At 60.3% G+C, this 26,558-nt stretch carries 22 protein-coding genes; 15 read left to right on the forward strand and 7 right to left on the reverse strand.

Translation table 11 applies throughout. From position 1 onward, the window contains the following. Positions 1-16: 16 nt before the first annotated feature. The gene (locus tag FJW03_RS01610) at positions 17-661 is read right to left on the reverse strand and encodes a HupE/UreJ family protein (RefSeq protein WP_226890554.1); all 645 of its coding nucleotides are present in this window, start codon (positions 659-661) and stop codon (positions 17-19) included. A 326-nt stretch (positions 662-987) separates the two neighbouring features. On the opposite strand from FJW03_RS01610, the gene FJW03_RS01615 reads away from it, so the two are divergent. The 3 genes from FJW03_RS01615 to FJW03_RS01625 are packed head-to-tail and all read left to right on the forward strand — an operon-like array spanning position 988 to position 2,675. Beyond that, positions 988-1,950: a CobW family GTP-binding protein gene (locus FJW03_RS01615; RefSeq protein WP_140763881.1), complete on the forward strand. Its 963-nt coding sequence runs from the start codon at positions 988-990 to the stop codon at positions 1,948-1,950. A 31-nt stretch (positions 1,951-1,981) separates the two neighbouring features. Then, on the forward strand, positions 1,982-2,311 hold the full coding sequence (locus tag FJW03_RS01620) for a nitrate reductase (RefSeq protein ID WP_140690737.1): 330 nt from the start codon (positions 1,982-1,984) through the stop codon (positions 2,309-2,311). Between the two features lie 4 nt (positions 2,312-2,315). Continuing rightward, the gene (locus tag FJW03_RS01625) at positions 2,316-2,675 is read left to right on the forward strand and encodes a hypothetical protein (protein WP_140763883.1); all 360 of its coding nucleotides are present in this window, start codon (positions 2,316-2,318) and stop codon (positions 2,673-2,675) included. Here the strand turns inward: FJW03_RS01625 and FJW03_RS01630 are convergent. Beyond that, complete coding sequence (locus FJW03_RS01630) at positions 2,633-3,547, reverse strand: LysR family transcriptional regulator (RefSeq protein ID WP_140608498.1); 915 nt, start codon at positions 3,545-3,547, stop codon at positions 2,633-2,635. The genes FJW03_RS01625 and FJW03_RS01630 overlap by 43 nt on opposite strands. 140 nt (positions 3,548-3,687) lie before the next feature. Between FJW03_RS01630 and FJW03_RS01635 the strand changes: the two genes are divergently transcribed. From FJW03_RS01635 to FJW03_RS01655, 5 genes are all read left to right on the forward strand, one after another. Then, positions 3,688-3,894 (forward strand): DUF680 domain-containing protein, encoded by a 207-nt coding sequence (locus FJW03_RS01635; RefSeq protein WP_140608500.1) that lies wholly within the window; start codon positions 3,688-3,690, stop codon positions 3,892-3,894. Between the two features lie 161 nt (positions 3,895-4,055). Then, the gene (locus tag FJW03_RS01640; RefSeq protein WP_140763886.1) at positions 4,056-4,508 is read left to right on the forward strand and encodes an ester cyclase; all 453 of its coding nucleotides are present in this window, start codon (positions 4,056-4,058) and stop codon (positions 4,506-4,508) included. 612 nt (positions 4,509-5,120) lie between these two features. Further along, positions 5,121-6,839 (forward strand): GMC family oxidoreductase, encoded by a 1,719-nt coding sequence (locus tag FJW03_RS01645; RefSeq protein WP_226890555.1) that lies wholly within the window; start codon positions 5,121-5,123, stop codon positions 6,837-6,839. Between the two features lie 30 nt (positions 6,840-6,869). After that, a complete protein-coding gene (locus FJW03_RS01650; RefSeq protein WP_140608504.1) occupies positions 6,870-7,190 on the forward strand; it encodes a putative quinol monooxygenase in 321 nt (106 codons plus the stop codon). A gap of 35 nt (positions 7,191-7,225) precedes the next feature. Next, entirely contained in the window at positions 7,226-7,975 is a 750-nt protein-coding gene (locus tag FJW03_RS01655) for an SDR family NAD(P)-dependent oxidoreductase (protein WP_181165555.1), read from the forward strand. A gap of 209 nt (positions 7,976-8,184) precedes the next feature. Here the strand turns inward: FJW03_RS01655 and FJW03_RS01660 are convergent, their stop codons facing one another. Both FJW03_RS01660 and FJW03_RS01665 read right to left on the reverse strand, forming a co-directional pair. After that, a complete protein-coding gene (locus FJW03_RS01660; RefSeq protein ID WP_210240594.1) occupies positions 8,185-9,228 on the reverse strand; it encodes a GlxA family transcriptional regulator in 1,044 nt (347 codons plus the stop codon). Between the two features lie 108 nt (positions 9,229-9,336). Beyond that, positions 9,337-10,983: an ABC transporter substrate-binding protein gene (locus FJW03_RS01665; protein ID WP_140763891.1), complete on the reverse strand. Its 1,647-nt coding sequence runs from the start codon at positions 10,981-10,983 to the stop codon at positions 9,337-9,339. A 552-nt stretch (positions 10,984-11,535) separates the two neighbouring features. Here FJW03_RS01665 and FJW03_RS01670 point away from each other — a divergent pair. Next, positions 11,536-12,186, forward strand: a complete 651-nt coding sequence (locus tag FJW03_RS01670; protein WP_226890556.1) for a TetR/AcrR family transcriptional regulator — start codon at positions 11,536-11,538, stop codon at positions 12,184-12,186. A gap of 14 nt (positions 12,187-12,200) precedes the next feature. Here FJW03_RS01670 and FJW03_RS01675 read toward each other — a convergent pair whose 3' ends face one another. Next, positions 12,201-12,680 carry a TetR/AcrR family transcriptional regulator gene (locus FJW03_RS01675; RefSeq protein ID WP_140690718.1) on the reverse strand — a complete coding sequence of 160 codons (480 nt, stop codon included), beginning with the start codon at positions 12,678-12,680 and terminating at the stop codon, positions 12,201-12,203. 185 nt (positions 12,681-12,865) lie between these two features. Next, positions 12,866-13,726, reverse strand: coding sequence for a LysR family transcriptional regulator (locus FJW03_RS01680; protein WP_140608514.1), 861 nt, complete (start codon positions 13,724-13,726; stop codon positions 12,866-12,868). Between the two features lie 106 nt (positions 13,727-13,832). On the opposite strand from FJW03_RS01680, the gene FJW03_RS01685 reads away from it, so the two are divergent. Then, positions 13,833-14,486, forward strand: a complete 654-nt coding sequence (locus FJW03_RS01685) for an isochorismatase family protein (RefSeq protein ID WP_140763894.1) — start codon at positions 13,833-13,835, stop codon at positions 14,484-14,486. Positions 14,487-14,575: 89 nt separating this feature from the next. After that, entirely contained in the window at positions 14,576-14,992 is a 417-nt protein-coding gene (locus FJW03_RS01690) for a DoxX family protein (protein WP_140608518.1), read from the forward strand. A gap of 101 nt (positions 14,993-15,093) precedes the next feature. Here the strand turns inward: FJW03_RS01690 and FJW03_RS01695 are convergent, their stop codons facing one another. Further along, on the reverse strand, positions 15,094-15,993 hold the full coding sequence (locus FJW03_RS01695) for a LysR family transcriptional regulator (RefSeq protein ID WP_140608520.1): 900 nt from the start codon (positions 15,991-15,993) through the stop codon (positions 15,094-15,096). Positions 15,994-16,101: 108 nt separating this feature from the next. Between FJW03_RS01695 and FJW03_RS01700 the strand changes: the two genes are divergently transcribed. The 4 genes from FJW03_RS01700 (at position 16,102) to FJW03_RS01715 (ending at position 26,557) form a co-directional block, all read left to right on the forward strand. Then, positions 16,102-17,172, forward strand: a complete 1,071-nt coding sequence (locus FJW03_RS01700) for an aldo/keto reductase (protein ID WP_140763897.1) — start codon at positions 16,102-16,104, stop codon at positions 17,170-17,172. A 296-nt stretch (positions 17,173-17,468) separates the two neighbouring features. Then, a complete protein-coding gene (locus FJW03_RS01705) occupies positions 17,469-17,930 on the forward strand; it encodes a (2Fe-2S)-binding protein (protein ID WP_140763900.1) in 462 nt (153 codons plus the stop codon). A gap of 15 nt (positions 17,931-17,945) precedes the next feature. Further along, positions 17,946-20,120 carry a xanthine dehydrogenase family protein molybdopterin-binding subunit gene (locus tag FJW03_RS01710; protein ID WP_140763903.1) on the forward strand — a complete coding sequence of 725 codons (2,175 nt, stop codon included), beginning with the start codon at positions 17,946-17,948 and terminating at the stop codon, positions 20,118-20,120. A 725-nt stretch (positions 20,121-20,845) separates the two neighbouring features. After that, positions 20,846-26,557, forward strand: coding sequence for a HAMP domain-containing protein (locus FJW03_RS01715; protein WP_140763998.1), 5,712 nt, complete (start codon positions 20,846-20,848; stop codon positions 26,555-26,557). Position 26,558: the final 1 nt, after the last annotated feature.

Genomic DNA, 26,558 nt, shown 5'->3' on the forward strand with positions numbered 1-26,558 from the left:
GCGCCCGGGAGTTGCTTCAGACGGCAAGGAAATAGAGGCCTCCCGCCGCGATCAATCCGCCCAAGGCCTGGGACAACCGCCCGCCGAATGCCTTGCCCAGCAGAAGTCCGACTCCGATGCCCAGCAAGTGGATGAAGCCGGTGGCGATGACAAACCCAATGGCATAATCGGCAGGGTCGGCTGCATTCGGCAGTTCCGCCCCATGGGCGTATCCATGGCAGATTGCAAACACGGCAATCATAAGCAACGCGACCCATTCCGCCGGCCGCCAAGCGCATGCGATGGCAAGCCCCAAGGCCATGATCGAGAGGGCGATACCAATCTCGACACCGGGTAGCGCGACCCCTGCAATCCCGGCGATCCCGCCCATGACCATGATCAGCGGAAACGCAACCGGCAGCGCCCAGATCGAACGTCCGCCGATCTGGGCGCCCCATAGTCCCACAGCAAACATCGCCAGGAAATGATCGGGCCCGGTCAGCGGATGTTCAAAGCCGCTGCCAAATCCACCTGTCCCTGGCTGAATAATATGCGCTTGCGCCATCGTCGACCCGGCCGTCAAAGCGGTCGCAGCCGCCACGAGACGGTAAGAATAGTAGCCAAGCCGGATTTCGTATCTGCCGGACGGCAGGCTCGCTTTTTCTTCAGGAAACTGCGCCACTCACGGACCTGCCAGGGTTGCCAAAACGCCAATTGCCGTTGATGGAGCCATCAAAATTGGACTTTTATGGGTAGTGGGTCGGTTTCTAAGCCATTCGATCGCTTTCTGTAAGGCTCTCGAATGATTAGTTTCTCGGCTTCCTTGGCCTCGATCGGCGCGACGGTATCATCGATCTCTCGAGGGCTTGCCAACGACACCGGCGGCCACCGCCGGGTGATGCGCGGTGAAGCATGGATGCATCCACCCAAGTCTCACATCTTTCTGCTTGATACGTTATACTATAACCGATAACAAGATGAAAACCGTCCCTCAACGGAGTTCCCTCCATGCAGACCCAGACTCCAGTGACCGTGCTGACCGGCTATCTCGGCGCGGGCAAAACCACGCTTCTGAACCGTATCCTGTCCGAAAATCACGGCAAGAAATATGCCGTCATCGTCAACGAGTTCGGCGAGGTTGGCATCGACAACGATCTTATCGTCGACGCCGACGAAGAAGTGTTCGAGATGAACAATGGCTGCATCTGCTGCACGGTACGCGGCGACCTGATCCGCATCATCGACAGCCTCATGCGCCGTCGCGACCGTTTCGACGCTATCCTGGTGGAAACGACCGGACTCGCCGACCCGGCGCCGGTCGCGCAGACTTTTTTCGTTGACGAGGACGTTCGCTCCAAGACCAGGCTCGATTCCATCGTGACCGTGGTCGACGCCAAGCATCTGCTCGGCGAGATCGATGAAGCGCACGAAGCCCAGGAGCAGTTGGCATTCGCCGACACGGTGCTGCTCAACAAGACCGACCTCGTCTCGGCCGAGGAACTGAAGGAGGTCGAAAGCCGCATCCGGCGCATCAATCCCACCGTTTCCATCCACCGCACGCAGCGTTGCGACGTCGATCTCGACAAGGTTCTCGGTCGCCATTCATTCGACCTCGACCGGATCCTTGACGTGGAGCCGGATTTCCTCGTCGAGTTCCACGAGCATGAGCACGATGACCATGTTACCAGCTTCGCTCTGGTCACCAGGGAAGCGCTCGACCCGAAAAAATTCCTGCCATGGCTCCAGGCGATCACGCAGCGGTTCGGCATGGATATGTTGCGCATGAAGGGCATTCTCGCTTTCAAGCAAGACGACGACCGCTTCGTGGTGCAAGCCGTCCATATGCTGCTCGAGGGCGATCACCAGCGGCCATGGAAGGCCGATGAGGAACGGATCAGTCGCCTTGTCTTCATCGGTCGCAATCTGCCGAAGGACATCATCGAAAGCGGCTTCATGGAGTGCCGGGCGTAACCTTTGCCGATCAAGAGAGGCTGAGAAGCTGGTGAAATTCGTCAATCCCTTTGCTCCCAGACGGGGGCCGCCATCATCGAATGCCGACAGGATCAGACAATGGATACGCAATGGGCTTGATCTGAAGGAAGACGTCGCAGTCACCGTTACGGAGGTTCGCTGCCGCGAATCCGGCTGTCCTGATCTGGAGACCGTCATCAGCATATTCGAGGAGGGGCGTCCGATGCGCTCCTTGCGCGTCGGCAAGGCCGCGGCAATGATTGGAAAGCCTGACATTGCACTCGCGCTGCAAATCGAGCAGCGGCTTCCCAGCCAGGAGACGGAGGGTTCACCCCGAAAGGTAAACGTCAAACAGCATTGAAGGCATGGACTGGATCGAGGATCAAATCGAATGGAGCGCCGATAGCAACAAGGTCGCCATCGGCCTGACCCGTTTTGGAGCGGGCAAGAGCCTGCTCCTGCTGCCGGCGCTCAGCTCAATCTCGACCCATACCGAGATGCGGTCGCTGCAGGAGCGGCTCGGTACATCCTTCGCGACGACCGCCATCGACTGGCCCGGCTTCGGCACCTTGCCTCGCCCTAAGGTCGAGTGGCGCCCGGAACTCTATCGTGCATTCCTGCGCTTTGTCATGAGTGTCGTTCAGCCGGCTGCCACCATCGCGGCCCGTCTGGCGGGGCTTGCTCACCGCGCCCAATTGGCTCCCGACCCGGCGTTGGCCGAATAAAGCTTCAATTCTTCATGCAGGAAATCCGCCACCCGGCGGATACGCATGCTGGTGCGCACGTCGCGATGCATCGCGAGCCAGACCGGCAATACCGGCAGCGGCAGGTCCGGCAGCACCACTTCCATCAACGGGTCGCGGCGGATCAGCGGCTCCTGACCGATGCCGATGCCATTTCCAGTCCGCAGCGCTTCCCACAGAACGATCTGGTTGTCGGCCCTGAAACGGAAAGCATTGCGGGTCAATGAGATGCCGAACTGGGCAAAAGCGCGGATCATGTCGTCGCTGCGGTCGAAGCCGACCAGATCGTGGGCGGCGAGATCGCCGAGCTCCCGCGGGCGGCCTCGCCGGTCGAGATAGGATATCGCTGCGCAAGTGCACAGCGGTATGTCCGCGACCTTGCGCGCCACCAACTCGTTCTGCGCCGGCTTGACCATGCGAATGGCGATGTCGGCATCCCGGCGCAGGAGATTTTCAACCTGGTTCGAAGCGACGATTTCGAGCTCGATGCCGGGCTCCTCGACGGCAAGCCTGGCGGTCATCTCCGGCAGGACATAGGCAGCCACCACCTCGCTGGCCGCGATGCGCACGCTGCCTTCGATGGCCTCGACGGATCCCAACGCCAGCCGTGAGAAGGCGCTGGCCTGCTCGCTCACCGCCCGGCCGCGTTCGAAAAGCGTGCTGCCGGCCTCCGTCAGCGCATAGCCGCTTCGGCCGCGCCGGAACAGCGTCACGCCCAGCGCTTGTTCCAACTCGGCGATGTGGCGGCCAAGCGTCGGCTGACTCGCGGCGAGCTTTCGCGCGGCGGCGGACAGGCTGCCGGTTTCCGCCACGGTGACAAAACTCTTGATCAGGTTCCAGTCGATCTCTGTCATTCATTTGTGAATATCAGATTGCCGTTTTCTGTCAATTTCTATTCGAAGTCAAAGGCTTCATACAGCAGGTGCAAGCAAACACGGAGACGGCCTGCAGCCCTCCCAGAAACCACCAACCTTGAAAACCAGGAGTATCCAACATGACCAAGATCGCAATTACCGCCGCCGCCATGCTCGTTGCCATGGGCGCCGCCTTCGCCGGCAGCGACAATTATGGCTCGGCTGATGCCAACCAGCCGGCCGCTACCGTCGACAACCCGTACACGGCTTCGATCAAGAAATCGGAGCCCGCGGCCAAGCAGCCCGTCGTTCAGGGCAGCGACCGTAATCTGTTTGGCAGCCATTGACAGCCCACACTTTGGCAGCAAGCGACGGGAATCCCGTCGCTCTGCTGTCGGTCGGTTGCCGGAATGCCGAGGATGCGTCTGTCGCCTCGCACGGTCCGCAAAACTCGTCGCGGACCGCCCTCATCATCACCAACGAAGCCGTTCGAACTCGAAAGAATCCCATGACCAACACATCATCCCATGCCGCTCTTGCCGAACCCTGGCGTCTGCTCTGGAACGGAGATCTATCTTACACCGACAAGATCATCGCTCCGGATTTCGTCGCCCACGCCGCGCCGCTGACCGGCTTCGGCGATGACACCATCAAGGGCCGCGCCGCCCTCAACGCCTGGGTCGGCGGCATCAATTCCGTCCTCACCGGCCTCGATTTCACGATCGAGCAGGGGCCGATCATCGATGGCGACTTCCTGGTTGTTCGCTGGCGGGCACGGGGCACCTACCATGGCGGTTTCCCCGGTGCATCGGCCAATGCGGTCGGCCGCACGATCACCTTCACCGGCACGGACACGTTGCGCATCGAGGATGGTCTTCTGGCTGAATATTGGGCCAATGCCGACAGCCTGCTTTTCATGCAGCAACTGGGGGTAGCCAAGGTTCCTGGCGCTCAACTGTAGGGCCGATACCTCAGAGCCGGCTTACGCATTCGTCCGTACCGGAGCCAGTGACATGAAATTCCTCTTTGAGAACGACGCCTTCTCGTTCGACCCCAATCCTGATCGCGGCGACGGCTGGCAACGTGCCTGAGGCCTATACGCTGAGTGGGCAAAACCAGGTTCCGCTCGGCGAACTGTTGAACCCACTGCGCCACGCCCACCGGTGCAAGCTGCCTTGCGCAAGTCCCCTTCCTGATCTATCGCGCCGACAAGCTGACCGCGTTGGAACTGGCCGACGCTGCCTCCAGCTATGCCACAAGGCTGAATGACTGGGCCGCGGAAGGCGCGCCAGCCCGCGCGGCCGCGTGAGCGGTCGCCCTGTCTTCCTGGAAATAGCTGTAATGACCCCGCAGACCAAACACTTGGTGCCATTCTGGCATCGAAAGGCCGCTCAGCGATCCCTGCGGTGATCGGCGGCTGCCTCGCGGGTGGCAGTTTTTGTGGGATAGTTGTCATTGCGGCGAACCTCCGTGAAGCCGGATATTCCCTCATGAGATGACAGAGCGGCGCTTTCGCACCCAATCCGATCGCTGGCTCCAGTTTTCCGCCTGCCATTCAATTGGGGAGGGAGCCATGAACGAAATTTCCAATGCGTCGAACGCTGTCCGGCTTGCTCTGCTGGAAGGCCAACTGGTCACGGGACAAATCGATCGTCGGGTTTTCCTGGACGGCGCGACGCAACTGGGCCTGCCGGGCCCGGACGCCGACCAGGCGGCACAGAAGTTTATGGCCATTGGAGCCAACCAGACCGCGCTCCGATCTCGACTGAGGAAGAGTTACGAGTACATCGTGGTGGGGGCCGGCGCCGCGGGCGCTGCGGTGGCTCGCCGCTTGGCCGAGAATAGTCTTAACAACGTGCTCCTGCTTGAGGCAGGCGGCGATGACCTCAGGCCAGGAATCCTCATGACCGAATCCTGGTACCTCAACCAGGGCACCGACGTTGATTGGGCGTACGAAGCCACGCCGAGCGCTGGCGTCAACCACCGCTCGATCAAGCACGCCTCCGGCAAGGCGCTCGGTGGCGGAACGAGCATCAATGGCATGGTGTGGGCACGCGGCCACAAACATGATTTCGACTCCTGGGCCAGTGCAGCGGGCGATGCGGACTGGGGCTATCGGCATGTGCTGGAAATCTACAAGCGCATCGAGGACTGGCATGGTGAACCCGACCCGGAACGCCGTGGCCAGGGCGGAGAAGTCTTCGTCCAACCGGCACCGGACCCCAACCCCCTCGCGCCGGCCTTCCTGAAGGCGGCTGAATCCTTGGGGATACCTGTCTTTGAAGATCAGAACGGCGTCATGCAGGAAGGTTCCGGAGGCGCTGCCATCTCGAACGTCCGCATCCGTGACGGCCGCCGCCTGAATACTGCTGCTTCCTATCTTTACCCGGTGATGGACCGACAGAACCTTACGGTTTTGACGAACGCGTTCGTCTACCGCCTGCTGGCCGATGGCAACGCGGTCACCGGGATCGAATTCGAATGGCAGGGTGAAATTCACCGGGTAGCGACTTCACGGGAAGTGGTTCTTTCGGCGGGCGCCATTCAAACACCGAAGATCTTGTTGCTCTCCGGTATCGGCGATCGTGCCGAACTGGACCGGTTCGGGATTCCACTGGTTTCGCATTTGCCCGGCGTTGGACGGAACCTTCAAGACCATCCCATTATCGGCTCCGCGCTATGGGAACCACACGAGCCTATGGTGGTCCGTAACAATGCCGCCGAAGCCAATCTGTTCGTCAAAAGCAGCGCCGATTTGGCCACTCCCGATCTTCATATATTCCAGATCGAAGTTCCCTATGTCTCCGAAGTCACCGCACAATATGCCGTAAACGGCGCCTGGACGATTGCACCTGGCCTGGTTCGCCCGGCGAGCCGTGGCTTTCTCAAACTTAAATCGATCGATCCTCGCGCTGCGCCGGAAATAAACTCGAACTTCCTGTCGGACCCGCGCGATCTTGCGGCCTTGCGACGGGGCATGCAACTGGCCCGCGATCTCGGCAATTCCGAAGCGATGAAGCCATTTGTGAAGCGGGAGCTTCTGCCCGGTGATCGTGCTGGGGAGGAATTGGACAATCTCATTCGCGACGGCGCGACCTCCATGCATCACCCCACGAGCACCGCCAAGATGGGGCAAGACGATGCTTCTGTCGTGGATTCAAAGCTGAAGGTCTATGGCGTCGACAATCTTCGCATCGCCGACGCGTCGATCATGCCCGACATCATCACCGGCAATACCCAGGCGCCCAGCATAATGATTGGTGAGCGCCTGGCCGAGATCCTTACCAAGTGACGCCCAGTGATTTCGGAAGGGTCGAAGAAGATGAGCACGGTCACAAATCTCGCATTCTTCCGCGCTCGCCCAGGGCGGACGAATGAGCTGGGGATTGCGCTGATGGCCCTTGTCGAGCCTACACGGAGCGAATCGGAGTGTCTGACCTACAACCTGCACCAGTCCGTCGAGGATCCCGATGTTTGGTTCGTTTACGAAAACTGGAAAACAGCCAGCGGATTGGACGCCCACATGCATGCGAAACATGTCCGAGAGTTCCTGGCAGCAGCACCGACACTGATCACCGGCGACGTCGAGTTGCGCAGATTTTCCATGATTTCGGCGTTCCCGACGCGAGCCTGGGACGCATGACGGACAGAGATCGACAGCCGATCACGGGGGATAAGATGCGCTTCACGGGAAAGAACATCGTCATTACAGGCGCCAGCGGCGACCTTGGTCTGGCAATAGCCGAGCGGCTGATATCGGAGGGAGCAAACGTGCTCGCCGTGGTGGAGCGCGAGGAAGAACGCACCAAGCTGGACAAGATTTCGCCGCCGCCGGGCGTGTTGGAGTCCTTTGTCGCCGACGTCACAAACACCGAGCAGGTAAAAGCGTACGCCGAAAAGGCCTTCTCGCTGTGGGGTGCGATCGACGGGTTCGTCAACAATGCCGGCATCCAGACCCGTGTTCGTCCAATTGTCGACTTTCCCGAAGCGGATTTTGACCGGGTCATGGCTGTCAACGTTCGCGGAGTCTTTCTCGGGATGAAGTACATTTTTCCGCGAATGCGCGACGGAGGATCAGTGGTGAACATGTCGAGCGCGCTTGGCGTCGTCGGCGGCCCCGGCATCGTCGCCTATGTCGGCTCTAAACATGCAATTGTCGGCATGACGAAGACCGCAGCCCTCGAAGTTGGGAACCGCGGCATCAGGGTCAATGCATGCGCTCCGGGTCCAATAGCAGGATCCATGACATTCAAGCTTGCCGAGGAAGTGTTCGCAGGGTCCGACAAGACGTTCGCCGAGACCGTGCCGCTCGGTCGCCACGGCACACCGGAGGACGTAGCCGGGCTCGTGGCTTTCTTGCTGTCCGATGATTCCCGCTACGCGACAGGCACTGTTCATGCCGTGGATGGAGGCTTCACCACGCCGTAATCGACACCGTTGGGCCCGGGCCAACCCCGTCAAATAGAGGCTCTGGGAGCACAACAGTGAGCAGGTGTCTCGATTGCAATGAGCTCGCTCCGAACCGCGTAAAGGCCCTATTGCCGCCGCAGGCGGTGTTGAAAAATAGGCGACAAAAGTCGCTCGGTGACTGTCGCGGCGACGATTTGAACCGACCAACTACGCAAAAGACAGCCGGATCATTGCGAATTGAGTTGGCAGCCGTCGCCGGCTTCGTTTGACCTCTCCACCGATCTGTTCCTGGTGGCGAAGCGGCGGCGATACTCACGAGGCGGAATGTTTAGCACGCGCACAAACGCGGCCCGCATTTGCTCCTCGCCCCGATATCCGCAAGTCTCGGCTATCCCTTCGATCCGATCGTCGCTTTCTTCAAGAAGGCGTCGCGCGGCGTCGAGGCGTATTGCTTCAACCGCCTTGGCGGGAGTGCGCCCGCGTTTTTGGGTGTAAACACGGGTAAAATTCCTCAAGCTCATGTGCATACGATCCGCCAGGGCCTCGACATTCAGCGAGGTGGTGAGATTCTCGGCGATCCAACGGTCGAGTTCGATGAACGTATCAGAATCCGCTTCTCCTTGAGTCGCGAGAAGCGCGCTGTACTGCGATTGACCGCCGGCGCGTTTGAGATAGACAACAAGCATCCGCGCTACGCTCATCGCCGCCTCGCGACCGCAATCGTCCTCGATCAGTGCCAAGGCCAGATCAATACCTGTGGTCACTCCGGCAGACGACCAGACACGTCCGTCGCGGACAAAAATGGCGTCGGGTTCCACGGTTATTTCGGGATACCGTTGGGCAAGCAATTTCGCGTGCATCCAATGAGTGGCGGCGCGTCGACCCTTCAACAGGCCTGCCGCGGCGAGCAAGAAACTGCCGACGCAGACGGAACATACGCGGCGGCATCGCGGGCCTGTTTTTGCCACCCATTTGATGAGATCGACATCACGCGTGACGTCATCGACCAGAAACGCCCCGGGCACGATCAGCGTATCGATCTTCACACGATAGAGGGATTTGATCGATTGAGCGACAAGCGGCACTCCGTCGGCGGTGGCTACCTGGCCGCCTTGCGAAGAAACAACGGTGCATTTGTAGCGGATGCGGTGCTCGCCTCCGAACTCCGAGAACACGCGGAAAGCCTCCAGCGGTCCGCCCAGATCCAACAGCGATACACCCGGATAAACAGCAAGGACGATATGCCTTTCCTCGGTCAAGCGTGTGGCCACGTTTTGTTTCCTTGCATCTGGGGGCAACGGTATCGGCGTAGTTGATCGGGGCGGACACTATGGTCGTGTCTATGACGGACAGCCCGTGCCGCTCGATGTGAGCTTCACCTAGGTTTCCAGCCATACCTCTTCGAAGATCGTTTCCTGCATGGGATGGGTGCTATAGTTCTTCACCGCCTGTGCAGAGTGATTGAAGATTTTGCGCCAGTAAGCCTGAACGAGGACACCGGAGTCCTGAAGGATCTTCTCGACATCCTTCATAATCGCGCGCCGCTTCTCTACGTCGGGGGTAGCCATCGCCTGAGATAGTTTCTCATCAAATTCCTTGTTCGAGAAACCGGACTCGTTCCAAGCTTCGCCAGAGCGGTAGGCAACCGCCAGCACCTGCACGCCGAGCGGCCGCATCGACCAGACGGTGAGCGAGAAGGGATATTTCGTCCAATCGTTCCAGAAGGTCGAGCCTGGCAGAACAGTCCGCTTCACTTTGAAGCCCGCCTCGCGCATCTGCGCCGCGATCGCGTCGCCAGTGTTCTTCTGCCAATCCTCGTCGACCGTGATGATCTCATGCTCGAAGTCCGCTTGACCGGCCTCGGCCATCAGCGCTTTCGCCTTCTCGATATTCCTCTCCACTTTGGGAAGCGGCGCGTATTCGGGATGGATGCCGCACACATGATGGTTTTCCGCCACCTCGCCAAGATTGTTGTAGCCCAGTTCGAGCACCGCTCCATTGTCGACCGCGAGTTGCACGGCATTGCGCACCCTCTGGTCGTCATATGGCTTGTTGTTGACGTTCATGCGGGCCGTAAGTGTGCCGGCGGTCAGAATCTCGCTGCGCACCAGCCCCATCTTGTCCAGGATCGCCACATAGTCGCCGGTGGTCTCATAGTTGGTATGGACTTCACCCGCCTCGAAGGCGCTGATCATGGCGTTGGGGTCGTTGCTGTAGTCGATGAATTCGATGCCGTCGAGATGAACCTCGCCGCCCCACCAGGGCCCGCCGTTCTCGCGCCGCTTGTAGACCGCGTGCACCGCGGTTTCGTAGGAGACGAGTTCGAACGGTCCGGTGCCGATCGGGTTCTTCACGAAATCCGAACCCATCTTCTCGAAGTCGCGATGCACGATGAGGGCTGGATAATCCGAAAAGGCGGGGATGATGGAAATGTCCGGCACCGACGGCGTCAGCTTCACCGTATGGTCATCGACCTTGGCGATGGCGCCGTTCCGGGCCTTGCCCGTCGCCGGGTCGATCAGGCTGGCCATGCGCGCGGCCATGGAATTGCCTTCCGCAGATTTTTCGCACCAGCGTTCGAGGTTGAAGATGACGTCGTCGGCGTTGAAATCGTCGCCGTTGTTCCATTTCACGCCCTTGCGCACATGCAGCACGTACTCGGTCGCATCGTCGTTCACGTCCCATTTTTCGAGAAGCATGGGCTTGAAAGTGAAATCCTTCGTGTATCTGACAAGCGGCTCCAGGACCTGGCGGGCGATGTTGCCCATTTCGCCCCAGTCGAAGCTGCGTATATCCTTCATCTCCTTGACCAGCATGGCCACCTTGATGACGCCGCCTTTCTTCGGCTGTGCCGCCGCCGCCGGGGCCGCGAGACCGATCATGCCGTAGGCGACGGCTGTCGAAAGCCCGAAGACGCTGGCGAGTGCCAGGAATTCGCGGCGATCCATGCGTCCCTCAGCGGCCTCCACCGCCATCCGCTGGACAGTTTCGGGAACAGGTTTGTCGTTGCGTGTCAGAAAGCCCATTTCTTCCTCCCATTGGCCATCAGGCCCGTTTCGTCCGCCATGCCCGTCAGGAGACGGGCATGGCGCCGTCCTCTTCTATGCGGCTCGCAATGAACCCATCCGAGATCTCGGCCGAGGCAGCGGCCACAGGAAACCCTCGAGCGTCCGCTCCAGATGCCGTTGGCGCGTTCGGTTGCCGTGCGCGAACTGGTCTCCGTCGAAGTGCCGAAGTTCGAAAGGTCGAGAACCAGCGGCTCGTCGAAAGCGGCGGCGTTCGGATCGGCATTTCAAAACGTGGAAGCCAGCGGCCGCATGGCATGTTGAGCCAGCTGCGAATTCAGCCCGACCGATCCGGACCACATCCGTCCCACCGGGCTTGGCGAGGCGATACGACACCAAAGCGCCAGCGACCCTGCCTCCCATTGCGACTGCTCGGTAGTGTGACTTCAATCCTGCCTCCCAAGATCAGGATGATCACCATTGGACATATATGTACAATGATTGGACAGCTATGTCCAGTAACTCCTTGCGCGATGTTTTGGGCTGTGTCATTCGTCAGTGATGATCAAGCTGATGCCGCAGAAAGAGCCCACCCCCGGCAACATCAAGGTGACCCGCTGGGATTGGATCAATCTGGCTCTGGAGGTGTTGGTCACCGAGGGCGTGGAAAGCGTACGCGTCCTGCAGGTAGGCGAGAGATTAGGCGTGTCGCGATCGAGCTTCTACCATTATTTCGAGAACCGTCAGGATCTGTTGAATCGTCTGCTGGAGCATTGGCGCGACACCAACACCAGGGCAATAGTCGAACGGGCGGCAAGGCCTGCACAGAATATCATAGGCGGTGTAATGAACGTCTTTGAGTGCTGGGCGGACGAGAGCCTGTTCGACCCGCGCTTCGATTTCGCTGTGCGCGAGTGGGCACGCCGCTCCGCCGAAGTGCGCAGGATCATTGACACGGCGGATGATGAGAGACTGGGCGCCATACGCGATCTTTATCTGCGTCATGGCTACAGTGAAGAAGACGCTCTCATTCGCGCCCGCGTGCTCTATTACATGCAAATAGGCTACTATGTGCTCGACGTGAAGGAGCCGGCGGAGACTCGCCTTGGCCATCTTGCGGCCTATCTGCGCAGCTTCACCGGGCAGGAACCAAGCGACGCCGACGTGGCCCACTTTTCCACCTTCGTCATGCAGGCGCGATCACGGCAAACGGCCCTCAAATAGCGGGCAGGATGTCCTCAGGCCTGTGCCGTTGCCACGTGCATCAAAATATCCACCAGGCGATCCTGGCCCGACCCTCGAAGCGCTTCCGGCGGACTCCGACCGTAGCCAACCGTCAGCAGCAGTCCATCCGTAGCGGCCATGATGACGGCAGCGCGTTGCAGCCCGGCGTCGAAGGAGAGTTCCGGTCTTATGCGCAGGATCAGATCGCGGAAGCGGACAAGCTGCTCGTCGCACAGCGGATCCAGCGCTTTGCTGGCGATGGGATCGCGATGCGCTAGGTTCCAGAGTTCGTAGAAGAACCCGGCGGTGTGGGCGTTCTTGTTGTCCTCGATCAGGAAATGCAGCATGCGCTGAAGCTTGGTCTCTGCATTGCCGAGAGTCTCGCTTTCGAGGCGGCTAAAGGCTTCGTTGTAGTCATGCGTAATGGAGTCGATGACGGCCTCGAAGAGTTTTGCCTTGTTGCCGAAGAAATGTTGGACGGTGGCGATCCTCACGTCGCAGCCGGAGGCAACGGCCCGCAGGGTGGGGGCGCCTTGATCGCACAGGAGCGGACCAGGTTCGACTGAAGACAGCAAGGCTGAGCGCGGACCTCGGTCCGGGTTCAGGACGCAACGAATCAGACAGAGCGAGGGCTGGGATTTGGTGATGGCGTCTCACGGCAGCGACAATGCTGTCGGGGTCAGACAAGGTGCTTTATGAGCGCTTTTACGGCGATGGACGGTGTAACCGAGCGCGCCTGCAGTGCAGTCGTCTCAATCTGATCAAGGCGACTTTCAGGAAGGATTCGGACAAGATTTCCCTCGGCGATAGGGACGTCTGCAAGATAGCCAGGCAACAGGGCTATGCCCAGACCTGCGCACGCCGCATCGCGGGTTACGTGCATGTTGCTGGTACTGATTTTCCACGGGATGCGTATCGACTGATCATCGATCGTCCAGTGATCGAGATCCGTGCGCGTGAGGATGCCACGGTGGCTGGCAAGCTCTGCCACCGTCCGAGGTGTTCCGGCGCGATCGAGATAGTCGGGCGAGGCGACCAGCTTCCTGTCGACATGCCTAAGCCGACGCCTCACCAGATCGCTGTCGCCAAGCTGGCCAAGCCGTATCACAAGATCGAAGCCGCCGGCGATTACGTTCACGAGCTCGTCGCTGAGGTGCAGGTCGATGCGTACCTCCGGATAGCGCTGCAGAAATGTGAAGAGTTTCGGCGCGAGGACATGCTGGCCGTAAGCAATAGGGGCGGCGATCTTTAACGTTCCACTCGGGATGGCATGTTCCGCAAGCGCCTCGACCTGGGCCTGCTCGGCATCGTGAACGATCGGACGGATCCGCTCAAAGTAACGCCGGCCGGTGTCGGTGAGACTGAGTGCGCGCGTCGAGCGCAGGAGCAGCGGCGCCCCCATGCGCTGCTCCATCAGCGCAAGCTGGCGACTGATCGTCGCCTTGGGAAGACCGAGCAAGCGGCCGGCGGCGCTCAAGGAGCCGCACTCCACGATCTTTACGAAAAGGGCCATCCCGGAGAGGTCAACGGCGTCGGTCATCGTTCCAAATGTAAGACGCTGGAGTTCCAAATGCGAGTCTACTGTTCCACCCGGCGCGGGTCCAAATTCCGTTCACCGTAACATCCATCCACAGGAGCAAACAGCAATGACTACGAACAGCTATACAAAGTCCAGGTTCACTAAAGACAACGCGGCACTTCTGCTGATCGACCATCAGTCGGGAATATTGCAGCTGGTGCATGACTATTCACCCGCCGAATACCGCAACAACGTTCTGGGGCTTGCGAAGCTCGGCAAAGCCTTCAACCTGCCTACCATCCTGACCACGAGCCTTGACCAAGGTCCCAACGGCCCGTTTATCCCCGAGGTGCTGAGCATGTTCCCCGACGCCCCGCTGATTCGGCGGCAAGGGATCATCAGTGCGTGGGATGATCCTGAATTCCTGGCCGCGGTCGAGAAAACGGGCCGCAAGAACCTGATCATGGCCGGTGTCACCATCGATGTATGCCTCGCCTTCCCCGCCATGCAGGCGGTCGAGGCGGGCTACAATGTGTATGGCGTGGTCGACGCCTCTGGCGGGAGTGACGAGACCCTTCGCGACCTTGCCATTGCCAGAATGCAGGATCACGGGGTCACCCCCATCAACTGGACAACCGTTGGATTCGAGCTGCAGCGCGACTGGAGGCTGCCGACCGCTCAGGAGTTCGGGCCGGTCATCCGCGATCACTATCACAGCTACAGCCTGTTGATGGACAGCTACGAGGCCCAGACCGCAAACCCTGCCAAGAAGGCTTCCTAGCTCCTCCCGCACCGTTCCTGACGGTCGACTGCGCCCGATCCCACGCTCAAGATCGGGCGCAGCGCCAGGAACCAAAGAGGGATTTCGGCATGAACGCTAGATCAAGCCATCGACTGTTTTCCAGTGTCTCGCTGCGACTGCTCTGCATACTCGTCAGTTCGCCGTTTTGGATAAGCGGGCTGAGCAAGCTAGGCGATTGGAATAGCGCGATTTCGGAGATGACACGCTTCCATCTGTCGCCGCCAGCACCTTATGCAGCAGCGACGATCCTGGTCCAGCTCCTCGGAAGCGCCATGTTGATCGTCGGTCCATATAAATGGCTTGGCGCCATCGCGCTGAGTGGCTTCGTCGCGCTGACAATTCCGGTCGCCCACGACTTCTGGAACCAAGTGGGCGCCGACCGCGCGATCTCTTTGGATTTCGCCATCGAACACATGGCGGTCATCGGTGGATTGCTGGCAGTGGCGAGGCTGGCGGCGGAGAGCAGGTCTCCTGGCGGTCAATAAGAACCGCACGAGTGCCCGCAAGGACCAGCGCTCGTCGTGAGCGGCTCGCATGCGATTTGCGTGCCCCTTCCGATGGCGCGTCGATACGAACTGACCCCGCTTTACGAATTTCGATCCAGAAGGCAGTCGATGAAGGCCCGCAATGCCGGCGTCGGTGAGTGGCGATTCGAATAATAGAGGAAGAGGCCGGGAAAGGTCGGCGACCAATCCACCAGGACTCGTTGGAGGCGTCCTTCCTCGATTGAACGCACAATGCGATGATCATTGAATGTATAGAGGATGCCGAGACCCTGAAGCGCGCCATCCAGCACCACCTCCTGCATGTTCGAGGTCAACGGTCCGTCGACCGACATCTCGAACGCCTTTCCGTCCTTCTCGAACTCCCAACGATAGACCGCGCCGCTGCCGGGGTAGCGCCAGTTGATACAAGCATGGGCGTGCAGGTCCGCCGGTGTGTTCGGGATCCCTCGCGTACTCAGATAGTCGGGCGACGCGACGGCCATCATCTCCATGTCCGGCGTCAGCCGAACGGCCACGACGTCCTTTTCGAGCCGCTCGCCGGCGCGGATACCGGCGTCGAAGCGCCCGGCGACGATGTCGCTGAGGCTGTCATCGGAGACGACGTCCAGCACCACGTCCGGATAGGCCCTGTGAAAGTGCCCGAGCCTGGGCGCGATCAGCATGATCGCAGCATAGCCAGGCGCATTGATGCGCAGCAGACCGGCCACACGGCCGGTCGCGTCGACCGCTTCGGTCACCGCTGAATCAAGTTCCAGCAGGATTGGCCCCAGCCGCTCATAAAGCCGTTGGCCGACTACGGTCGGCGCCACGCTTCGTGTCGTGCGGTTGAGCAGCCGGGCACCGAGCCGGCTTTCGAGCAGGCGTATAGTCTGGCTGAGAGCGGATGGGGACAAGCCGAGATGGTTGGCTGCGCGGGCAAAGTTTCCGTGCTCCACGATTGCCGCGAAGGCCTTCAGTTCGGCAAAGTCTGATCCTCGCATTATGCATCGTTCTCTAACTGACCCATCAGGATTATAGAGGATTATTTTACCGGCCGCGACGGTGCATCTTCAGTCCCATAACTTCACTCGTTCCTGGAGGTTCACCCCATGACCCAATCACTTGACCTTGCTACCTATCGCCTGCTCGGCCGTTCCGGCCTGCGCGTCTCCCCGCTTGCCCTGGGAACCATGACCTTTGGCTCCGATTGGGGCTGGGGTGCCGAACAGGACGAGGCTCGGCGCATATTCGACGCCTATGTCGATCGCGGCGGTAACTTCGTCGATACCGCCAACGCCTACACCAACGGTTCCTCCGAGCGCCTTGTCGGCGAATTCGCCGAGGGCAAGCGCAACCGGTTGGTGATCTCGACCAAATATACGATGGCGACGCATCCGGGCGATCCGAATTCGGGTGGCAATCATCGCAAGAGCATGGTTGCTTCGGTCGAGGAAAGCCTGCGCCGGCTGAAAAGCGACTATATCGACCTGCTCTATGTCCATCAGTGGGAGGGGCTGACCCCGGTCGAAGAGATCCTGCGCGGGCTCGACGATCTCGTGCGGCAGGGCAAGGTGCTCTATCTCGGCCTTTCGGATATTCCCGCCTGGCAGGCGTCTCGGATGCAGGCAATCGCCGACCTGCGTGGCTGGACGCCCTTCGTCGCGCTGCAGAGCGAATACAGCCTGGTCGAACGCACCTCGGAACGCGACCTGATCCCGATGGCCAACGAGATGGGTATGGGCTTCATGCCCTGGGCGCCACTCGCCAATGGCGTCCTGTCGGGCAAATACAGCCGCGCCGATCTCGGCGCTTCGCAGACCGGCATCGCGGGGTCGCGCAAGGCGGTTGCCGGCGCCCACGGTTCCCTGTCGGAACGCAGCCTTGCCATCGCCGATGTCGTCGGCGAGATCGCCCGGGAAACCGGTCGGTCGTCGGCGCAGGTCGCGCTGGCCTGGGTCACGGCCAATACCGGGGTGACGGCTCTGCTGCTCGGCGCGCGCACGCTGCAGCAACTGGAAAACAATCTCGGCGCCCTCGACGTCAGCTTGAGCGCCGAACAGATGAGGCGGCTGGATGCGGCGAGCGCGATCGAGCTCGGTTTTCCGTACAACCTGCTGCACGGCCCATTCCTTCGCGCGGCGGTCAGCGGAGGGGCGCACTTCCCGGAGCGGACTTGGTAGCGAACGGGGCTTGGCAAGCCGACCACTCCAGCACCTCATCTGCCTCTGGCTGCCGTGTGGTCGGGTGCCGAATGATGTCGGTATCAGCGCCCGGCAACGATGCTCGATGCTTTATTCGCGGCAACTGCAACGTCAGCGATAGGCGCGGTTGGGCGAGGCCCATGTCTCACGGCGTTGGCGGCAGTTTTTCTGGGATTTATGTCATTTCGATCGTCAGCGTCGCGCCATAGGCTGCGAGATGCCTCAAGCCGTCAAGGCTCGGCACCAACCTCGACGTCATACGGCGGAGAACCTCGATGGCGACATACAAGATCACGGTGAATGGGCAGCGCCGGGACGTAACCGTTGATCCATCGACCCCTCTGCTCTGGGTTCTGCGCGAAGAGCTGAAGCTGACAGGCACCAAATACGGTTGCGGCATCGGCCTGTGCGGCGCCTGCACCGTGCACCTTGCCGGCGAAGCAACCCGCTCCTGCGGCTTGCCGGTCTCGGACGTCGGCGATCAGGAGGTGGTGACAATCGAAGGCATCGGCGGCGATCGTGTCGGTCGCATCGTGCAGGAGGCCTGGGTGGAGAAGGATGTCGTGCAGTGCGGCTATTGCCAGAGCGGCCAGATCATGGCCGCCGTGGCGCTCCTCAAGGTGACGCCTCGACCGTCGGAAGCCGATGTCGAGGGAACGATGACGAATCTATGCCGCTGCGCCACCTATGTGCGCATCCGCGCAGCCATCCAGGACGCCTCGACACGGTTGATCTAGCAAAGGAGCCGGACCATGCGGTTCGCATACCAGCCCGACAAGGGTCATTTGAGCCGCCGCACCTTCCTGCGCGCATCGGCAGTTGCCGCGGGCGGACTATTGGTTTCGCTGCATTTCGATCTTCCCGCGCTCGCGCAGGATGCCGGGGCGCCACCAGCCCCAGCCGACGCATATGTCCGCATCAAACCCGACGGGCGGATCGTGATCGCTGTGCGGCACATCGAGATGGGGCAGGGCGTGCTCACATCACTGCCGATGATCGTAGCCGAAGAGCTCGATGCGGACTGGTCCCAAGTGAGCGCCGAGCTTGCCCCGGCGGGAGATGCCTACAAGGCGCCACCGCTCGGGATACAGAGCACGAGCGGTTCGTGGTCCGTGCGCTATGGCTATCAACAGCACCGCGAGTTCGGCGCTCGCATCCGCGCGATGCTCGTGGGCGCGGCCGCCGATCGATGGAAGGTGCGCCCGGACGAATGCCGCACGGGAGCAGGCGTGGTCCATGGTCCAAACGGCCAGTCAGCAGGTTATGGCGAACTCGCGGACGATGCTTCGCGCAGGCCTGTGCCGGAGCAGGTCGTGTTGAAGAACCCTGGCGACTTCCGGATTGTCGGGAAGCCGACGCGCCGCATGGACAGCCGCCCGAAGACGGATGGGTCGCAAAAATTCGCGCTCGACATCGACCTTCCAGGCATGAAGATCGCGCTCATCGCACGGCCGCCGGTATTCGGGGCGAAGGTCAAGGCGTTCGACGCGCAGGCGGTCCGCTCGATGGACGGTGTGCGGGACGTGTTCGAAATTCCCCTCGTCAAGGGGAGCGCCGTGGCTGTGGTCGCGGATCGGTTCTGGAGCGCGAAACAGGCACGGGACCAGCTCAAGATCGACTGGGATTTCTCAGGCGTGGAGCGCGCCGACAGCCACGAATTGCGCGCCAGGTATCAGGCCCTCGCCAAAACGCCGGGAAACGTCGCTCTCAGCCGAGGCGACAAGACCGCGCTTTCCCGGACAGAACCCTCCAAGCGCATTGTCGCGGATTATGAACTTCCATATCTGGCCGCAGCCGCGCTCGAGTGCTTGAACATGACGCTTCGCTATGACGGCGACCGCGCGGAAGCATGGATTCCGTCCCAATTTGCCACGCTTGACCAAGGCGTGCTCGCCCAGGCGCTCGGATTGGATCCCGGCCAAGTCACACTGCATGTGGTCTTTGCCGGCGGCGGATTTGGCCGGCGCAGCCCGCTCGACGGCAATGTGCCCTTCGAGGCCGCGGCCATTGCCAAGCGCGTGCGCGGCACGCCGGTCAAGCTCATCTACACGCGCGAAGACGACATGCGGAGCGGTTACTACCGTCCCATGACCACCCATCGCGTCGAAATCGGCATCGGGGCCGATGGGATGCCATGGGCCTGGCGACACGTCGCCGTGGGCCAGTCGTTCATCATCGGAACGGCGATGGAGAAGACCTTCATCAAGGACGGCGTTGATCCGCTCGTCATCGAGGGAGCGGTGAACAACAAATACCGCATTCCGAACTTTGAGGTGTCGGTACACCATCCGGCGGTGAACGTGCCGGTCTACACCCTGCGCTCCGTCGGGCACTCACAGAACACTTTTGTCATGGAGACGCTGATCGACGAGCTCGCCGTTCGCGCCAAAGCCGACCCCATCGCCTATCGGCTGAAGCTTCTCGATCCCGAGGCCACCAAGGTCCGCGATGCATTGACCCTGCTCGAGGAGAAGAGCCGTTGGCGAAATGGCCTTGCGTCCGGCCATGCCGCCGGCATTGCCTGCGCCGACTATTGGGATACGGGTATCGCCTGTGCGGCCGAGGTGTCGCTCGTCGACAATCGGCCAAGGGTCCACCGCGTTACCGTTGCCATCGCCTGCGGGCTGCCGGTGAATCCGCTTTCCATCGAAGCGCAGTGCCAGGGCGCGATCGGCTTCGGTCTCACTCAGCTCACGTCGGCCATCACACTCAAGGACGGCGAGGTTGAGCAGTCGAACTTCGATGGATTTCGGCCGCCTTACATGTCCGACGCGCCGGCGGCGATCGATGTCCATATCGTGCCAAGCGATGACGCCCCGCTGGGTGTTGGGGAACCCGCCACCCCAGTCATTTCGCCGGCCGTGGTAAACGCGTTGGCCAGTCTCACTGGAAAGCGATACCGGTCGCTCCCGATCGATACTGTCTGAGGCAAGACGTCAGTTTTGCTCCACAACCGAGGCAACTGACGGCAAATAACGCCATAGTATCATGACTTGGCAATCTGATCGGCAGTTGGAACGAAGAGGTGGCGGTGAGGAGATCACGGAAGCAGACAGAAGAAAATGTTGACCTGCCACAGCCTACGAAAATCGGCGCCGAATTCTGTCTTGAGCGTAAATTTACGAAGGAACATCAGATAGTTAGAAGAAAACGATTTTAGCAATTGGCATCGCGCTTTTTGTGCGTAAGCACTACGGAAGCAGGAGAGATCGCGCCAATTTTGCCGCAAACCCTCTTGTGGAAAATGCCATCGAAGTCGGCTCGATGGTGACGCGGTGGCCGAAGGTCACCCCTTCGGGGGCGAACAGGATGCATCGGCTGGTGAGATTGGTGTGGTTGATGACGGTGGCGTTAGACCGCTACCGCCTTTCCCCACACCAGTAGGTCAGCGATTCCGGCTTCGTTGCCTTGGATGAGTAATTTTGCACGCCGATTCACAACTGGCGGCGTTGCGTTGAGGAAACGTTCGTCCGAGGCTGAACGTCAGAACCACAATCGTGCCGGAACGTGGGTTTTCAGTCGGTGCGCACCCCCCAAGCGACATGGAACCATTATCCAAATGGCACGTTTTCAAGCTTGCGGCGAGATGTAGCTTGGCCGTGGGGCTTTCTATCCAAACGCAATCCATCGGCATCGGAGGGGCGCTGTGACCGTGCAGGCATCCAAAAGGGAACTGGACCATGTAATCATTCTGAATTCTCTAAGAGCCTTCCGCCGCGGTGATTTTTCCGTCCGTATCGAGAACGCATACAAGGGGGTCGATTCCGAAATCGCGGAAACCTTCAACGAGATCGTTGACCTCAACGATCAGGTGACGCGTGAGTTCGAGCGCCTCAGCAGGGTTGTCGGCAAGGATGGGCGCATTGGTGAGCGCGGTCGCGTTCGCAACGCCACTGGCAGTTGGGAATCAAGTGTCCGGTCCGTCAACGATCTGATCGAGGATATGGTCCAGCCGACAGCCGAGGTCGCCCGAGTCATCGGTGCCGTTGCCAAGGGCGACCTGTCGCAAACGATGATGGTCGAAATTGACGGCCGGCCTCTGCGTGGGGAGTTCCTGCGGATTGGCAAGATCGTCAACACCATGGTCGGCCAGTTAGCCTCCTTCGCCTCGGAAGTGACGCGCGTGGCGCGCGAGGTCGGCACCGAAGGCAAATTGGGTGGTCAGGCGCGCGTGAAAGGCGTCGCCGGGACTTGGAAAGATCTGACCGACAATGTCAACGCAATGGCCACCAACCTGACCGGGCAGGTGCGCAACATCGCCGAGGTCACGACCGCCGTCGCGTCGGGCGACCTGTCGAAGAAGATTACCGTCGACGTCAAGGGCGAAATCCTCGAATTGAAAAACACCATCAACACGATGGTGGACCAGCTCAATTCCTTCGCCTCGGAAGTGACGCGCGTGGCACGCGAGGTCGGCACAGAGGGTAAGCTCGGCGGCCAGGCACGCGTCGAAGGGGTCGGCGGCACCTGGAAGGATCTGACCGACAATGTGAATTCCATGGCCGAGAACCTCACCGGCCAGGTGCGCAATATCGCCGAGGTGACGACCGCCGTGGCTCTGGGCGACCTCTCGAAGAAGATCACCGTCGACGTGAAGGGCGAAATCCTCGAGCTGAAATCGACGATCAACACGATGGTCGACCAGCTCAACTCCTTCGCGGGCGAGGTCACGCGCGTAGCGCGCGAAGTTGGCACTGAAGGCAAGCTTGGCGGCCAGGCACAGGTGCGTGGCGTCGCCGGCACGTGGAAAGACCTCACCGACAACGTCAATTCGATGGCTGAGAACCTCACCGGCCAGGTGCGGAATATCGCGGAGGTGACGACGGCGGTTGCTTCCGGCGACCTCTCCAAAAAAATCACCGTGGCGGTGCAAGGCGAAATTCTCGAACTCAAGGACACCATCAATACGATGGTTGATCAGTTGAACTCCTTTGCCTCGGAGGTCACACGCGTGGCGCGCGAGGTCGGCACCGAAGGCAAGCTCGGTGGCCAGGCCGAGGTGAGGGGCATTGGCGGCACGTGGAAGGATCTGACCGACAACGTCAATCTGATGGCCGCCAATCTGACCGGGCAGGTGCGCAACATTGCCGAGGTTACGACGGCCGTGGCCCGCGGTGACCTGTCCAAGAAGATCACGGTCGACGTCAAAGGGGAAATCCTGGAGCTCAAGGACACCGTCAATACGATGGTCGATCAGTTGAACTCCTTCGCCTCGGAAGTGACGCGCGTCGCTCGTGAAGTGGGATCGGAAGGCAAACTAGGCGGACAGGCTCATGTCGAAGGCGTCGGTGGCACCTGGAAGGACTTGACGGACAACGTCAACGCAATGGCCGGCAATCTGACCGTCCAGCTACGCGATGTGTCCAAGGTCGCGACGGCTATCGCGACGGGCGACCTGACGCAGAAAATCACGGTCGATGCCCTGGGCGAGATCCTGCAGATCAAGGATGTCATCAACACGATGGTCGATCAGTTGAATTCGTTCGCCTCGGAGGTGACGCGTGTGGCGCGCGAAGTGGGTTCGGACGGCAAGCTCGGCGGTCAGGCACAGGTGCGCGGCGTTGCCGGCACCTGGAAGGACCTGACCGACAACGTCAACGCCATGGCCGCCAACCTGACGGGTCAGGTGCGAAACATCGCCGAGGTGACGACGGCCGTGGCGCTCGGTGACCTCTCGAAGAAGATCACCGTGGATGTCCGTGGAGAGATTCTGGAGCTGAAGGACACCATCAACACAATGGTGGACCAGCTCAATTCCTTTGCCTCGGAAGTGACCCGCGTCGCGCGCGAGGTCGGTACCGAAGGCAAGCTCGGCGGGCAGGCGCAGGTGCGCGGCGTTGCCGGGACGTGGAAAGATCTGACCGACAACGTCAACTCGATGGCCGAGAACCTGACCGGGCAGGTGCGCAACATCGCGGAGGTGACGACCGCTGTTGCCCGTGGCGATCTGTCGAAAAAGATCACGGTCGACGTGAAGGGGGAAATCCTTGAGCTGAAATCAACCATCAACACGATGGTGGACCAGCTCAACTCCTTCGCCGGTGAGGTCACGCGCGTGGCGCGCGAGGTTGGCACCGAGGGCAAACTCGGCGGTCAGGCCCGTGTCGAAGGCGTCGCCGGTACCTGGAAAGACCTCACCGACAACGTCAATTTGATGGCGACGAACCTGACAAACCAGGTGCGTGGCATCGCCGACGTGGTGACGGCGGTTGCGCAAGGCAATCTCAAACGCAAGCTGACGGTGGATGCCAAAGGCGAAATCGCCTCCCTTGCCGATACGATCAACGGCATGATCGAGACACTCGCGACCTTTGCCGACCAGGTGACCAACGTCGCCCGCGAGGTGGGTATCGAAGGCAAGCTCGGCGGCCAGGCGCGTGTGCCAGGAGCGGCTGGCCTGTGGCGCGACCTGACCGACAATGTCAATCAGCTCGCCGCCAATCTCACAACCCAGGTGCGTGCAATTGCCGAGGTTTCGACAGCGGTCACCAAGGGCGATCTGACGCGCTCCATCAGCGTCGAAGCTTCGGGTGAAGTTGCCGCGCTCAAGGACAACATCAACGAAATGATCCGCAACCTGAAGGATCAGACGCTGAAGAATGCCGAACAGGACTGGTTGAAAACCAATCTCGCCCGGTTTTCGCGGATGCTGCAAGGCGAGCGCGACCTCGCCACTGTCTCGCGGCTCATCATGTCCGAACTCGCGCCGCTGGTGAACGCCCAATATGGGGTGTTCTACGTTACCAATCGCGACGAAGAGGAATCCTATCTCGAGCTGGCGGCGTCCTATGGCGCTGAAAGCAAGGCGGCGATCAAGCAGCGCCTCGACCTGCGTGAAGGCCTGGTCGGCCAAAGTGCTGCCGACAAGCGCGCAATCATGCTCGACAATGTCCCGCCGGAATTCCTGCGCGTCACATCAGGCCTCGGCAGCGCCTCGCCGGCCAACGTCATCATTCTTCCCGCCTTGTTCGAAGATGAGGTGAAAGCCGTTATCGAACTTGCCTCGTTCGGCGAGTTCCGCGACACCCACCAGTCGTTCCTCAACCAGTTGATGGAGTCCGTCGGCATCGTTCTCAACACCATAGCCGCGACTATGCGCACCGAAGGCCTGCTCAAGCAGTCGCAACTGCTGACCTCGGAATTACAAGCGCGCCAGACTGAACTGACCAAGAAGCAGGAAGAGCTGCATGCCACGAACGAGGAGCTGCAGGAAAAGGCACAGCTGCTCGAAAACGAAAAGAAGCAGGTGGAAAACAAGAATCTCGAAATCGAGATGGCGCGACGCGCATTGGAGGAGAAAGCCGAGCAGCTGGCGCTGACTTCGAAATACAAGTCCGAGTTCCTGGCCAATATGAGTCACGAACTGCGCACGCCACTCAATTCACTGCTTATTCTCTCAAATCTCCTGGCGACCAACCAGCAGGGCAATCTCAACGAAAAGCAGGTCGAGTTCGCGCGCACGATCAATTCCGCCGGAACCGATCTTCTCAGCCTCATCAACGACATCCTCGATCTGTCGAAAATCGAATCCGGGACGGTCTCCATCGATATCAACGATATGCCGGTGTCACACCTGCGCCAGCATATGGAGCGCACGTTCCGTCAGCTGGCGGCCGACAAGGGACTTGGCTTCACCATAACGATCGACCCAGCCCTTCCAGATATTGTCCGCACGGACGAGAAGCGATTGCAGCAGATTGTCCTCAACCTGCTTTCGAACGCATTCAAATTCACCTCCGAAGGTGAGGTCGGTTTGAACCTTCGGGTCGAGAAAACTGGCCGCCGCAACGGCGCCGCGCAGCCGATAAAGGCTCTCGCGATTGCCGTGACCGACACCGGCATTGGCATACCTGAGGATAAGCAAAAGCTTATTTTCGAAGCCTTTCAGCAAGCCGACGGCACCACCAGTCGTAAATATGGCGGTACGGGTCTGGGACTCTCTATCAGTCGGGAGATCGCTCGGTTGCTTGGCGGCGAATTGCGCGTCGAAAGCACACCGGGCAAAGGATCGACGTTCACGCTGGTTATCCCATTCGACGGCCCCAGAATGGCGACAGTGCAATCGGCCTTGCTTCCTGTGGCGGACGAAGTCGCGGCGCCAGCATCCCCCAACAGTCCACCTTCGGCCGAGTTAATCGATGACCGCGATTCTATTTCGCCGACCGATCGGGTCGTTCTGATCGTTGAGGACGACCCGACCTTTGGAGGCCTGTTGCTTGGCCTCGCACGTTCGGCCGGGTTGAAAGGCGTCTTGTCAAACGCGGGTTCCGGCACTTTGGCATTGGCGCGCAAGCTGGTTCCCGATGCCATTACGCTTGATCTCGGGCTTTCGGATATCGACGGCTGGGTGCTTTTTGATCTGTTACGCCATGATCAGAAGACGAGGACAATCCCCGTCCACGTTATCTCGGGTGCGGGAGATATTAATAGCCTCGCGCGCAAGGGCGCCTCCAGCATTTCCACTAAGCCCGTATCATCGGATGAACTGATGCAGGTGTTTCAGGACATTCATTCCAGAAAGCTGCGCATCCAACGCCGCGTTCTGGTCGCCGACCCCGATCCGGATCGCCGGCTGTCGCTGGTCGAAGCGATCCGCGACGGCGTCACCTCGGTAACCGCGGTTGGTCGGGTCGCGGCAAATGCGGACGACATCGGGATCGCCTCGTATGATGCCGTCGTGCTCGGGTTTGGACGCTCGGCCAAAGACAATGCGCAGGCATTAGACGAGGTCACCGGCCAATTCGGCGAAGCCTTGCCGAAACTTTTGTTCTTTGCCCCCCATCCCGATGCGCTTGACCCGGTCCTGTCGCTGAATCCGGCTTTTGCGAATGCGCCGCGCGCCGAGAATTTCGCCCAGTTGACGCTGCATATTTCAGCGGCCCTTCCGGGAGAAGGCCGCGAAGAAAGCATGGTCGAAACAGAACAGGACGCCAGGTCCGATCTCGCCGGGGCGAAGGTTCTGATCGTCGACGACGATATTCGCAACATTTATTCCCTCACCAGCGTTCTGGAGACCTATGGCATCCAAGTTCTGCACGCTGAACGAGGCCGCGACGGCATAGCGCTGCTGGAACAGACGCCTGACGTCGATGCAGCGTTGATCGATATCATGATGCCGGAAATGGACGGCTACGAGACGATGCGGCAAATCCGCACCACATCCTCGATAGCTCACATCCCACTGATTTCGGTTACGGCCAAAGCGATGAAGGGTGATCGGCAAAAATGCCTGGACGCGGGGGCTTCCGACTACATCGCCAAGCCAGTCGATCTCGATCTCTTGCTGGCGCTGCTTCGTGTCTGGATTGGGCGTTCCCGGTCACGCGGCGACATCCCGGAAAAAATGCTCGTGGCAGCGAACTGAC

This window comes from Mesorhizobium sp. B4-1-4 (assembly GCF_006439395.2).
Taxonomy (GTDB): domain Bacteria; phylum Pseudomonadota; class Alphaproteobacteria; order Rhizobiales; family Rhizobiaceae; genus Mesorhizobium.

Coding starts and splice junctions, on each gene's coding strand:
- FJW03_RS01655 (WP_181165555.1), top strand. CDS start 7,226: ATGCGCTTCACGGGAAAGAACATCGTCATTACAGGCGCCAGCGGCGAC.
- FJW03_RS01625 (WP_140763883.1), top strand. CDS start 2,316: ATGGACTGGATCGAGGATCAAATCGAATGGAGCGCCGATAGCAACAAG.
- FJW03_RS01695 (WP_140608520.1), bottom strand. CDS start 15,993: ATGCGAGGATCAGACTTTGCCGAACTGAAGGCCTTCGCGGCAATCGTG.
- FJW03_RS01635 (WP_140608500.1), top strand. CDS start 3,688: ATGACCAAGATCGCAATTACCGCCGCCGCCATGCTCGTTGCCATGGGC.
- FJW03_RS01670 (WP_226890556.1), top strand. CDS start 11,536: ATGCCGCAGAAAGAGCCCACCCCCGGCAACATCAAGGTGACCCGCTGG.
- FJW03_RS01640 (WP_140763886.1), top strand. CDS start 4,056: ATGACCAACACATCATCCCATGCCGCTCTTGCCGAACCCTGGCGTCTG.
- FJW03_RS01650 (WP_140608504.1), top strand. CDS start 6,870: ATGAGCACGGTCACAAATCTCGCATTCTTCCGCGCTCGCCCAGGGCGG.
- FJW03_RS01710 (WP_140763903.1), top strand. CDS start 17,946: ATGCGGTTCGCATACCAGCCCGACAAGGGTCATTTGAGCCGCCGCACC.
- FJW03_RS01645 (WP_226890555.1), top strand. CDS start 5,121: ATGAACGAAATTTCCAATGCGTCGAACGCTGTCCGGCTTGCTCTGCTG.
- FJW03_RS01685 (WP_140763894.1), top strand. CDS start 13,833: ATGACTACGAACAGCTATACAAAGTCCAGGTTCACTAAAGACAACGCG.
- FJW03_RS01690 (WP_140608518.1), top strand. CDS start 14,576: ATGAACGCTAGATCAAGCCATCGACTGTTTTCCAGTGTCTCGCTGCGA.
- FJW03_RS01705 (WP_140763900.1), top strand. CDS start 17,469: ATGGCGACATACAAGATCACGGTGAATGGGCAGCGCCGGGACGTAACC.
- FJW03_RS01630 (WP_140608498.1), bottom strand. CDS start 3,547: ATGACAGAGATCGACTGGAACCTGATCAAGAGTTTTGTCACCGTGGCG.
- FJW03_RS01700 (WP_140763897.1), top strand. CDS start 16,102: ATGACCCAATCACTTGACCTTGCTACCTATCGCCTGCTCGGCCGTTCC.
- FJW03_RS01680 (WP_140608514.1), bottom strand. CDS start 13,726: ATGACCGACGCCGTTGACCTCTCCGGGATGGCCCTTTTCGTAAAGATC.
- FJW03_RS01665 (WP_140763891.1), bottom strand. CDS start 10,983: ATGGGCTTTCTGACACGCAACGACAAACCTGTTCCCGAAACTGTCCAG.
- FJW03_RS01615 (WP_140763881.1), top strand. CDS start 988: ATGCAGACCCAGACTCCAGTGACCGTGCTGACCGGCTATCTCGGCGCG.